Source organism: Micromonospora sp. C97 (assembly GCF_018070385.1).
Taxonomy (GTDB): Bacteria; Actinomycetota; Actinomycetes; order Mycobacteriales; family Micromonosporaceae; genus Micromonospora; species Micromonospora parva.
Map to the genome: position 1 here is coordinate 18,364 of NZ_JAGPXU010000009.1, position 11,700 is coordinate 30,063.

At 70.1% G+C, this 11,700-nt stretch carries 7 protein-coding genes; 1 reads left to right on the top strand and 6 read right to left on the bottom strand.

Annotated elements, in window-relative coordinates; translation table 11 throughout:
- Positions 1-96: 96 nt before the first annotated feature.
- Entirely contained in the window at positions 97-1,581 is a 1,485-nt protein-coding gene (locus KBX26_RS14695; RefSeq protein WP_210865634.1) for a polysaccharide lyase family 1 protein, read from the bottom strand.
- A gap of 476 nt (positions 1,582-2,057) precedes the next feature.
- Between KBX26_RS14695 and KBX26_RS14700 the strand changes: the two genes are divergently transcribed.
- Positions 2,058-3,371: a hypothetical protein gene (locus KBX26_RS14700; RefSeq protein WP_210865635.1), complete on the top strand. Its 1,314-nt coding sequence runs from the start codon at positions 2,058-2,060 to the stop codon at positions 3,369-3,371.
- 61 nt (positions 3,372-3,432) lie between these two features.
- Here the strand turns inward: KBX26_RS14700 and KBX26_RS14705 are convergent, their stop codons facing one another.
- From KBX26_RS14705 to KBX26_RS14725, 5 genes are all read right to left on the bottom strand, one after another.
- A complete protein-coding gene (locus KBX26_RS14705; RefSeq protein WP_210865636.1) occupies positions 3,433-4,512 on the bottom strand; it encodes a hypothetical protein in 1,080 nt (359 codons plus the stop codon).
- Positions 4,513-4,572: 60 nt separating this feature from the next.
- Positions 4,573-5,205, bottom strand: a complete 633-nt coding sequence (locus tag KBX26_RS14710; RefSeq protein WP_210862222.1) for a hypothetical protein — start codon at positions 5,203-5,205, stop codon at positions 4,573-4,575.
- 26 nt (positions 5,206-5,231) lie between these two features.
- A complete protein-coding gene (locus tag KBX26_RS14715; RefSeq protein WP_210865637.1) occupies positions 5,232-7,652 on the bottom strand; it encodes a family 43 glycosylhydrolase in 2,421 nt (806 codons plus the stop codon).
- Between the two features lie 188 nt (positions 7,653-7,840).
- The gene (locus KBX26_RS14720) at positions 7,841-10,306 is read right to left on the bottom strand and encodes a glycoside hydrolase 43 family protein (RefSeq protein WP_307857816.1); all 2,466 of its coding nucleotides are present in this window, start codon (positions 10,304-10,306) and stop codon (positions 7,841-7,843) included.
- 233 nt (positions 10,307-10,539) lie between these two features.
- Positions 10,540-11,700, bottom strand: a complete 1,161-nt coding sequence (locus KBX26_RS14725) for a serine hydrolase domain-containing protein (protein ID WP_210865638.1) — start codon at positions 11,698-11,700, stop codon at positions 10,540-10,542.

Consider the following 11,700-nt stretch of genomic DNA (forward strand, 5'->3'; position numbering starts at 1 on the left):
GCGCCGGCTGACCAGCCGTGCGGAACTGCCGAACAGCGGTATACCTCAGGGGCATGTTCATACCCCTGAGGTATACCGCTGAGAACCGCATCGGCCCTAGCTGGCGTACGTCTCGAACTCACCGACTCGTGGCGTACCGTCGGAGCTGTTGATCTTGAAGTTGATCTTGCTCAACGAGGTCGCGGAGAAGGTGATCGCTCCGGCCCCGCTGCCGGCGGCCAGGACGGCTCCGTTGTCGTTGTTGATCAGCTGCCAGGACCCGATGGAGCCCTGGGTGCCGGACGGTTCGCGGATCACCACCCGGGACACCCGGGTCGCCGAACCCCACTTGATCGAGATCGTGCCGGTCGACCCGGCCGGCGACCAGTAGGTGCTCAGATCGCCGTCGCGGACGTTGCCGTAGCTGGTCCCGCTGGCCTTGCTGGAGCCGTCGGCGCCGGCGCCGAGGCTGAGGTTGGTCCCACCGGAGGGCGGCGGCGTGGTCGGCGGTGGCGTGGTGGGCGGTGGCGTGGTGTTGGCGCCGACCGTCTGACGGACGATCTCCGGTACGCAGCTCGCGCCGTCGAGGCTGTACGGGTACGGGATGCTGACCGTGGTGGTGGAGGTCGGGTTGGGGCCGGCGGGGTAGTTCTCGCTGCCCGCGCTGGACCAGGTCACGTTGTCGAAGATGTTGCCGCCGACCTGCCAGTAGCCGCGCTCGTTGGTGTAGAAGGTGCCCAGGACGTCCTTGGAGTCGCGGAAGTAGTTGTTCTCCACCTTGGCCCTGGCGCCGGCCCGCGAGTTGATGCCGGACTCGTGCAGGCTCACGTAGTGGTTGTTGTAGATGTGGGCCACACCGCCGCGCAGCAGAGGCGTCCGGGAGTCGATGTTCTCGTAGAGGTTGTGGTGGTACGTGATGTAGCCGTTCGACAGGTCGCTCTCACTGGACCCGACGAGGCCGCCGCGACCAGAGTTGCGCAGGATGCTGTAGGACAGCGTCACGTACTGGGTGTTGTCCTTCATGTCGAAGAGGCCGTCGTACCCTTCGGACTCCCCACCCGAGGCTTCCAGGGTGACGTGGTCGACCCAGACGTTGCGGACCGTGCTCTCCATGCCGATCGCGTCCCCACCGTTCGAGGTGGGCGAACCCGACTTCTTGACGTTCCGCACTGTCACGTTCTGGATGATGATGTTGCTGGAGTCCCGGATGTGGATGCCGAGCTGGTCGAAGACGGCGCTGCCGACCCCGATGATGGTGACGTTGCTGATCTGCTTGAGCTCGATCACGCCCGCCGCGGTGTTGCAGCTCGACCCCGACACCTTGCTGGTGTTGCCGTGATTGATGGTCCCGCTGACCTCAATGGTGATCGGGGTGCTGCTGCTGGGCCGACCGCACAGCGCCGCGTGGATCGCCGTCCCGGTGGTGGCCCGCACCGTCTGCCCGCCCGCGCCGCCGGTGGTTCCGCCGTTCTGGGTGGCGTAGCCGGTGGCGTTGCCGACCGCCGCCGAGGCCTGCGGGGTCGGCACTGTCACCCCGACCGCTACCAGCACGGCCGCGGTGGCCAGCACCGCCCGACGTCGCAACACGACTCGTCGTCTCATGTCGCCTCACCTTCGCATTCGTCTCGTACCAGGTTTCGACTCGACGGACACCGCGATCACACCTGCCGACGGACGTCGTTCAGGAATTGGCGGCAGTCAATCGCGAGAATGTCATCGAGATCTTTCGTGCCCTGGTGGAAGCATTGATGTGTCGGGTGAGCGCGGCGCTCCTGGTGACGCCACTCGCCCGACCGTTAATCGAAACATCGATGTAACGCAATCGTAGGAAAGCGGTTTCCCTGAAGGCAATAGCTGACGCTTGCAGGTTTGTTGCAGTGCTCCCGGACGCTCGGGCGAGCGGGCGGGGCGCTCGCCGAGCCCGGTCCGCAGGTTGGCGCACGCGCGGTATTGACAGCGCCGGACCGGCCACCGATGCTCTGCTAAATCAGTTTAGCGACCGGCTCGCTCCGACCCGTCCCCTCCCGGTCCCGGGCAGGCTCGTCGACTGAGCGCACCACCCCCGAGAAAGGACCCGCATGAGACTGCGAAAAGGACTGATCCCGCTCGCCACCGCCGTCGTCCTGGCCACCGCCTCCGGCACGGCGTACGGCAGCGCGACCGGTAGCCCCGGCGCCCCGGACGGAATCCGCAGCATCACCCCGATCACCACCGTCTACACGTACGGCCAGAAGGTCTCCGCGGTGGCGATCGAGTACGGGGCCACTGTCAACCCCCGCACCCTCGACACCGACACGTTCGCGGTGACCGACACCATCTACAACTTCCGCTTCAACCCCATCGAGGACCTGCCGAAGCTCGCCGAGCGGACCGTCACCCGCACCTACACCAACTCGGCACCGGACACCCGCGACGACCACCGGTCGACGCCGGGCAGGTACGTCATCGTCGAACTCGACCCCGCGGACACCGGCGGCTCGACGGTCATCGTCTCCAAGTGCCCGACGTTCCTCTGCACCGTGAAGGTCAACCCCGAGCTGCCCACCCGGGTCGTGCAACGCGAGGACGTGCACGGCCAGCCCGGCCGAGGGGCCGGTAAGGGGCCGGTGCTCGCCCGCGCCACCCCGCGCGAGTCCCGACCGGTCACCGCGAAGCCGGTCAACCACCTGGTCGACGAGTTCACCTACGGCTCGTTCCTCAGCGGTGGGATGGTGCTGCCGTACCACTACCACCTGCCGAAGAACTACCAGCCGGGCCGCACGTACCCGCTGATGGTCGTCCTTCCCGGTCACGGAATGGGCTGGGACGGCGACAACCTCGGCGTCCAGCTCGCCGCCGACATCCCGGCGACCGCGTGGCTCCAACCGCAGTGGACCGGCACCTCCGAGGACGTCATCGTCCTGGCGCCGCAGCACCAGCGGGTCGGTGGAGCCGCCGAGGCGGACCTGCTGGTCAAACTGCTCGACCAGTTCGTCGACCAGTTCGCGGTGGACACCCGTCGGGTGTACGCGACCACCGTGTCGTACGGCTCGCAGCTGCTCTGGGAGGCCTTCGCCAAGCGTCCGGACCTGTTCGCCGGCGGGTTGGTGACCGGTGGTTTCCCGGTCAACGCCACCCAGGCGAGCGCCATCGCGGCGGCCGAGGTGCCGGTGTGGATCACCCACGGCGAGCACGACCACCTGCTCAACGTCTCCGGCGCGCGCAACTCCACGGCGGTGCTGCGGCAGGCGTACGCCGCCCGGGGCAAGACGCCCGAGCAGGCCGCCGACCTGGTGCGCTACACCGAGTACGCCGACGCCGCGTTCTCGGTGCCGGACTACCACGCGGCGTTCGGGCCGACCTACGAGGACGCCGGCATCCTGCGCTGGCTGCTCGACCAGGCCAAGCCGTAGGGTCGCGGGTCGGGCGACGCCACGCCTCGACCCGACGGCGCGATCTGTTCGCGTCGACGGGTCACCGGTGGGCGTCGCCCGGGTCGGGCTCGCCAGCGGTTGCCGCGCCCCCGACGAGCACGGACTCCTGAGCCTCCTGCCGGCCCTCCTGCCGGGCGCGGGCCAGCAGGTCGGCCAGTCGACGCCGCCGGTGCCGGGCCGCCGCCCGCAGCCCCAGGAGCAGGCCGGCGAGCAGAGCGAGCAGTGCGAGCTGCGCCCACGGTACGACCCAGGTGGTGACGGTGGCGGAGGCCGGACGGAGGTCGGCCCCGGCCTGGCCGTCGCCCAGCAGCGTCGGCGACGTGGTGACGGTCGTGCGGAGGCGGCCCAGGGCCCACACGCCGTCGGCCCGGGTCCGCACCGTCCGGCTGCCGCCGGGCAGCAGCTCCTCGACGGCGCTGGTGGCGTCGTGGCTGCTGCGGCCGAGCAGGTCGGACATCGCCACCCGACTGGTGCCGCTGACCCAGACGTTGCCGTCGTTCTCGACGGTGTAGCGGACCCGCACCGTGCCACCGGCGAAGGGATTCCACGACGGGGAGTACGTCGCGTCGAGGTCCCGGACGGCCAGGGCCGCCCGCGCGGAGCCGTTGACCCGCAGCATGACCCGGAACCCGACCCGACTCTCGACGGTGACAGTGCCTCCGGCGCTGCTGACGGTCGCGGCGATGCCGGCCGGGTGGTCGCCCGGTGGGGCGCTCCTGGGCACGGTGATGGTGAACGGCACGACCCGCGTCTCGTTCGGGCCGACGGTGACCTTGTCCTGCACGTCGATCCAGGTGCCGCCGTCGACCGAGGGCCGGTCGGACGACAGCATGTTGAAGCGGCCCTTGTCGGTGAGGTACCCGTCGGCGGCCTTCAGGGCGAACGTGACGGCGGTGCGGCTGAAGTTGCGGACCGCCAGGTGCTCGGTCACTGCCTGCCCCGGGTCGAGGCTGGCGGTGATCCATCGGCGTTGGTCCGGGCCACTCGCGGTGGCCGGCTGGACCGTCCAGGTCAGGGCCTTGGGGTCCGGCTCCGCCGCCGCCGCGACCGGCGTGGCCGCAACCGCGAGGAACACGACGGTGAGGACGGCGAGCGCCCGGCGCAGCGGGGTGACGGTCATTCAGGTGGCCCTTCGGCACGGGGCTGGGCGGGGACCCGGTCCGGGCCCCCGCCCAGGCCACTACTCGAACAGTGAGAGTGTGAGGGTGGAGCTGTACTCGCCGGCCGCGACCTCGGCGGGGGTCCGCAGGTACAGGTCGGCGTTGACCGAGTACGAGTCGCTGGCGACGGCAGCGGAGTCGAAGGCCGAGACCAACAGCTCCTGGTCGACAAGGCCGACATTGTTGCCCGGCTGGGTCGGCTCGTCCAGGCTGGTCACCACCTCCTCACCCTCGGTGACCAGGCCGGTCTCGCCGCCGTCGAGCAGGCGCGGCTTCCAACCGAAGTGGTCGGCGGTGATCGGCGCCTGACCGGCGACGCCCGCGAAGTCGGTCGCGCTGCCGAGCACCGCCCAGCTGGCGCCGTCGGGCACCTCGTCGGCGACCCGGGTGTCGGTGACCGTCACCGTCGGCAGAGTGCCGACGAACTGGCGTACCAGCAGGGTCGAGCCGTCCTCGGAGAGCGCGACGGCGTCGCCGGCGATCGACAGGGCGAGCACGCCCGGTTCCCTGATCTCGTCGATGTCGACGGTGACCCGCACGCTGGCGTCGTCACCGGGCTCGGCCAGCGCGGGCGACGGCAGCACCGCCGCCCCGGTCAGCACGGCGCCGACCGAGCAGGCCGCCAGCAACTGCCGCCGTTTGTCTGTGTTCATGTGAGCTCCGTTCTCTGCATGAGGGGTTATCCGCCGCAGGTGCCGGCGGGGTGTTGCACGGTGCGGACGGTCGTCACGTCCTGTCCGCCGATCGCCCCGGTCACCCGGACCGTCGCCGAACCCGCCGGCACCGACCCGGCCCGGGTGGTGAAGGACTGGTAGGCGTTCGCGCCGGGCGCGACCGCCGCGAAGGACCGCGTGCCGTACGGCGTCTCCATGCTCACGCCCACCGGCGCGTCATGGTCGTTGCGCGCCTGCACCGCCACGTACGCCGTGCCACCGACGCACCGCGTGGACGCGGTGACCGTCACGGGCAGGTCGACGGTGGCCGACTGGAACGCCCAGGTGTCGATCTCGAAGAGGTCCGCGCCGGCCGGGCCGGTGTAGGTGAAGTAGACGTCGTGCACGCCGCTGACGCCGGTGAGCTCGGCGCTCACCTCGGCCCACTGTCCGACCGGCGTGTCCACGGCGACAGTGCCGACGACGGGACCGTTGACGTCGTCCAGCCGGACCTGGACCTGCCCGCCGGCGGCGAGCGCACGCACCCGCGCCGTCAGGCTGCGCGCGCCGCTGTCCCCGAAGTTCACCGAGGACAGCGCCGTCCAGTCCCCGTTGTCGACGTCGCGGACCACCAGGTTCGGTGCCGCACCGCCGAACTGGGCGGAGCCGCCGTCGACCTTCGTGGTCGCGACGCCCTTGCTCCAGCCGAAGGTCTCGGCCTCGAAGACGCGGTACGGGTCGAAGTCCCGGACCTGGTCCACGCCGGCGTACGTGCCGACGACCTGTTGGATCGTGCCGTCCGGGTTGAAGGTCAACTCCTGGATGTGCGGGCTGCGGTACCCCTGGGTGGTGTTGCCGTTGATGCGCTTGTTCAGCGTCGGGGCGTGGTAGGTGAAGTAGTACCTGCCACCGAACTCGAACACCGACTGGTGGTTGTTGCCGCCGGTGCCGGCACCGAAGAACTGCGACTGGTTCGGGAAGAGCACACCGGCGTACGCCTCCTTCGGCCACGACATCGGGCCGTCGGAGATCATGTAGCCGATCTGCCCACCGCCGGGGTAACCGGGAAGGGGCTGCTGGCTGCCACCGAAGTCGTTCCCCCCGAAGTGCGAGGAGTACGAGAAGTAGTACTTGCCCTGGCGCTTGAAGACGTGCCCGGCCTCGAAGGCGACCGGGGCGTCCACCACCGCGGCCGTCCCCTCGGTCGACACCATGTCGTCGCCGAGCTCGATCGACCGGATGTTCTTCGGGTTGTTGAAGCGCTCGGCCGGCGGCATGCTCGTCGACGCGGGGCCACCACCGAAGTAGAGGTACGGCTGGCCGTCGTCGTCGACGAACGGCGCCGGGTCGAACTTCCACGCGACGGCCTCGGCACCGGGGGTACGGCCGTCGATCAGCGTGCTGGTGCGCTCGCTGGTCCACGGGCCGAGCGGCGACGCACCCGTGATCACATTGCTGGAACCACCGCCGTTGGCGTAGTAGAGGAAGAACTTCTCCACCCCGTTCACCACCTTCTTGGTGATGCCCGGAGCCCACGAGTTGGCGGTGAACGGGGCCACCCCGTTCGGGCCGGCGACCTGGATCTCACCGTGGTCGGTCCAGTTCACGAGGTCCTCGGAGGAGATCACCGTGATCTGGTTGATGTCGCCGTAGTTGATCCCCGGCGAGACACCGGTGGTCGGGTTCGGGGCGTACCCCTGGGTGTCGTTGGTCATGTACATGTAGACCCGACCGTCGTGCACGAGACCGAAGCCGTCGGCGCCGAACTTGTGCCCGATCAACGGGTTGTGCTCCCCGGGCAGCTTGCCGACGACCTCGATGGTCTTCGACGCCGGGGCGGGCGGCGCGGCGCCGACCACCGACACGTCGTCGAGCGTGAAGTCCATGAGGTGCAGGGCCGGGTCCGCGGACGGGGTGCTCGTCCACGGGGTCTCGAAGAACAGGCGTGCCGTCGACACGCTCTGCGTCGCCGGGATCGTGAACGTTCCGCTGAACTGCGCCCACTGACCCTTCGTCGCCGTCACGCTGACCAGGTTGGTGTAGGTGCCGCCGCCGTAGTGCATGGTGGCGAAGAACTGCTTCGTGGCCGGTCCGCTCTCGTTCGCGTACTTGATGCGGGCCGTCAGGGTGTACGCCTGACCGGCCTGCACCTTGCCGCTGAGGTCCTGCATCGGGCCGGATCCGGTGGTCGCCCGGTTGGTGACGTGCGCGGCGGTCGCGCCGGAGAAGGCGTCCGAGGTGGCGGACAACTGGGCGCCGTCGGCGGCGTTTCCGTTGTTGACGAACCAGTTGGCCAGGCCGTCCTCGAACCCGCCGTTGACGACGAGGTTCGTGTCGGCGGCCTGGACCGGCGCCGCGCCGGCGACGAACCCCGTGGCCAGCATCAGGCCCAGTGTCGCGAGCGCAGCTACCCGTCCTCGGGTCGCCCGTCGCAGTCGTTGTTCCACGAGACATCCTCCTTCATCTCTGACGTGCGGTCATCGGTGTACGGGGGATCGGTGGGTGGTCCGGACATCAGGGGTCGACCGTCACCACCGGCGGGCCGTGGCCGGCGGCGCGCGACAGGTCCGCTGTTCCGCGCCGCCCGGCCGGTCGCCGGTGGTGCTGGTCGACGAGCCGAGGGCTCGTGGTGGGGTCAGCCGCCGCAGGCGTTGGCGGGGTGCGGCGTGGAGTGGACGGTGCTCACGTCCTGACCGGCGACAGTGCCGCTGACCCGGACCGTCGCCGAGCCGGCCGGCACGGACGCCGTACGCGTGTTGAACGACTGGTAGACGTTCGCTCCCGGCGCGACGGCCGCGAACGACCGGTTCCCGTACGGGGTCTGCACGGTGATCTCGACCGGTTCGGTCGAGTCGTTGCGCGCCTGCACCGCCACGTACGTCTTCCCGCCCAGGCAGCGCACCTCGGCGGTGGCCGTGGCGGGCAGCGCGGCCAGCACCGCGAGTCGGGCCAGTTGGTAGCTCAGCGCCCGCTCCGGCGCGTCGATCTCGTTCTGGGTGCCGAGGTGACCGGCCCGTGCCGCGCTCGCCGCGGCGAGCGCGGCCTGCGTCGTGGCCCAGGCGTCGGCCGGGTAGTGGCGCGCGTCGAGCGTCCGCGCGTGGGCGACGGCCGCGTCGAGGGCGGTGGTGTCCAACGGTCGGGCCTGCGCGGTCAGCACGTCGCTGAGCAGGTAGTTGTCGAAGTCGACGTGGCCACCAGCCTCCTGGGTCGCGTAGGTGAACAGACCCACCCGGTGGCCCATGAAGTGCGCGAGGCTGCCGTCGAGAGCCTGCGGGCCGACGCGGTTGCCCAGCCGGGTCCACTGGACCCCGTCCAGGCTGTAGTAGAACGTCGTCCACAGTTGACCCACCGGCGAGGCGAAGTCGAGGTCGGCCTTCACGTGCACGTCGGTGGCGTCGCCCAGCGGCACCGTCGTGCCCGCCACGAAGTTCTCCAGCGTCGACTGGTCGAGGTCGACAGCGAACGGCTGCGACCGGTTCACCACACCGAGGGTGTTGACGCCGTCGACGCGCTTCACCGCCACGTACGAGAATCCGCGGTTGTAGGCCGCCAGGCCCGCGACGTCGCCGTTCTTCATCCCGCTGATGTCCATCCGGGTCTGGACCGACTGCCGTGGCCCGAACGTCCGCTGGGAGAGCGTGTTGCGCGCCTCCTCGAACCACGCCAGCTCGGCCCGGTTGGACAGCTTCGTGTAGACGTACTGGCCGGTGACGACGGTGCCGGCCGTCAACCGCAGCCAGCCGTCGCGGTCGGTGAGCGACCAGTACCGGTTGTCCGGGGCGTGGTTCCACTCCCACGCCAGGTCGAGCCGCGACCCGTTGGGGGCGATCTCCGCCGGGTCGAGCGGCGCCGGGACCGTCCACTGCTCGTCCTGGTACGCCCGGTGCGGCGCGTCGTTGGCGAAGTCGTCCGAGGCGACGATGCTCTTCTGCCGCTCGAACGTCTCCTCCGCCGGGCTGAGCCGGATCGGCTTGTCGAACAGGCCGTTGACCGGCACGACCCCGCCTGCGCCGAAGGTCGGCCACCCGTCCTGCCAGGTGGCGGGGATGAGCGCCGGGATCCGACCGATCGGGAAGGTGTCCCGGAAGAACATGCCGTGCCAGTCGGTGCGGCCGTCCGCGCGGCTGATCGGCACCAGGCTGCCCTGGGCGAAGCCGTTGGAGTTGAGCACGCCGCGCGCCTCGTAGGTGTTGACTCCACCGGCCGAGGTGTAGCGCCCGAGCAGGTCCTTCGACCGGAACATGACGACCTGGCGTCCCTGCCCGGACGGCCAGGTGATGATGACGGCGTAGTACCAGCCGTCGATGTGGTAGACCTGCGCGCCCTCGAACAGACCGCCGATGAACGGCTGCCCGGCGTAGTTGTTGGCGGTGAAGATGTTCGGGTAGTCCTGCGCGATGGCGGTCAGGCCGGCGTTGAGGCGGACGGCGCTGGTGCCGCCGGAGCCATAGAAGATGTACGGCGTGCCGTCGACGTCGAAGAAGAGCGACGGGTCGTGCAGGCCACGACCGAGGGCGGTGCGCTGCCACGGGCCGTTCTCGATGTCGTCGGTGCGGTAGAGGTACGCCCCGCTGAGGTTGTTGGTGTTGAAGACGGCGTAGAACGTGCCGTCGTGGTAGCGCAGCGACGACGCCCACTGGCCCTGGCCGTACGAGTTCTGACCGTTGCGCAGCGAGAAGGAGTCGCCGATGCTCGCCCGGTCGAAGACGTAGTTGACGATCTCCCAGTTGACCAGGTCGTACGACTTCATGATCGGCGCGCCCGGGCTCAGGTGCATGGTCGTGCTGATCATGTAGTAGAGGTCGCGGCCCTCGTCGTTCTCGGCGGCCGGTACGCGTTCGACGCTGATGTCCGGCACGTCGGCGTTGAGCAGCGGCACCGAGTAGGTGCCGGCGCCGGTGTCGGTCGAGGTGTACGACGACCGGGGCGACCAGCCGTCGGCGTCGTGCGCGGCGGCCGGGGTGACCATCAGGCTCGCGGCGACCAGGGTGGCCGCCGATGCGAACGCGCACAGTGGGCGCAGCCGACGTGGCAGCACTGTGGACACCAGCCGGCTCAGCGCGCGCCCGGTGCGGCGTGCGAGGGCGTTCAGGCTGTTCACAGGAGTGATGCGGGAGGAGTTCAGGACACCCGAGCGGATCGACACGACCAAGACGAGCTCCAAACGCGAGAGCGGCGTGAAGGCCATGGTGTTATCGCTAACAACACCTGTCAAGACTATCGATGAAACGTGCCCGAAGTATCCCCGTAACATCCCCCCGTTCCACAGTGGACGGTTGGCCACGCCGAAACCCCACCCCGGTGGCGGGCCGGGGTGGGGTGGGGCGGCCCGGGTCAGGTTTCGAGGCAGGTGCGGAGGGCGGCGGTTAGCCGGTTCGCCCGCTCGTCGCCCATCCCCCGCATCTGGTTGACCACGTAGCCGAATCCCACCTGGTGCTCGGCGTCGGCGAAGGCCAGGTTCCCGCCCGCGCCGTCGTGGCCGAAGCTGCGCTCACCGAGCAGGGGCCGGGCCGGCGGCGAGTGCAGCAGGAAGCCGGTGCCCCATCGCTGCCCGGTGTCCGGCGGACCGTGTCGCTGTTGGCCGCGCGAACGGACGACGACAGCGTCGTGCACCGACGCGGACGTGAGCAGCGGTCCGGCCTGACCCGGCAGATCGGAGACGCAGGCGGCGTAGAGGCGGGCGAGGCCGTCCGCGGTGCTCACCGCGCCCGCGCCCGGAACACCGGCGGCCCGGATGGCGTCGTCGTTGAAGCTCACCAGGCCGTCGGCGTCGGCGGGGAAGGCGAAAGCGCCCCCCATGGTGATGCCGCGTTCGGCGACCGGGTCCTCGAACGGGTCCGGGTCCGGCGGCGGCGCCAGGCCCCAGGCGACGGTGTCACTCTCGGCGGCCGGAAGCCCGAGCCAGGTGCGCAGGCCGAGCGGGCCCGCGAGCGTGTCGGCGAAGAACGCGCCGGGTAGTTGGCCGGTGATGCGGTGGATCACCTCTCCGACCAGCCAGCCGTAGGTCATCGGGTGGTAGCCGTGTGCCGTGCCCGGCTCCCACAACGGGCCCTGCGCCTCGATCGCCTTGATCACCGGGTCCCACGCCAGGACCTCGTCGAGGGTCAGGGGTCGGTCCAACGCGGGCAGACCGGCCTGGTGCGTGAGCAGCCAGCGCACCGGGATGTGCGCCTTGCCGTGCTGTCCGAACCCCGGCCAGTAGCGCGTCACCGGCGCGTCGAGGTCGAGCCGGCCCTGTTGGACCAGCAGGTACGCGCAGATCGCCAGCATTCCCTTGGTGCAGGAGAAGACGACGACGGGTGTGTCCCTGTCCCACTGCCGGCCGGTCCGGGTGTCGGCGACCCCGCCGTACAGGTCGACGACCTTGCGGCCCCGCACGTAGACGGTGACCGCGGCGCCGACCTCGCCCCGCGCTGTGAAGTTGTCCCGGAAGACGTCCGCGACGCGCCCGTAGCGGTCGGCGACGTCGCCGTGGATCTGTGGCTGTGTGACCAC

Bases quoted from the DNA above. Each gene is read 5' to 3' on its own strand.
- KBX26_RS14695 (WP_210865634.1), bottom strand. From the start codon at position 1,581: ATGAGACGACGAGTCGTGTTGCGACGTCGGGCGGTGCTGGCCACCGCG.
- KBX26_RS14700 (WP_210865635.1), top strand. From the start codon at position 2,058: ATGAGACTGCGAAAAGGACTGATCCCGCTCGCCACCGCCGTCGTCCTG.
- KBX26_RS14705 (WP_210865636.1), bottom strand. From the start codon at position 4,512: ATGACCGTCACCCCGCTGCGCCGGGCGCTCGCCGTCCTCACCGTCGTG.
- KBX26_RS14710 (WP_210862222.1), bottom strand. From the start codon at position 5,205: ATGAACACAGACAAACGGCGGCAGTTGCTGGCGGCCTGCTCGGTCGGC.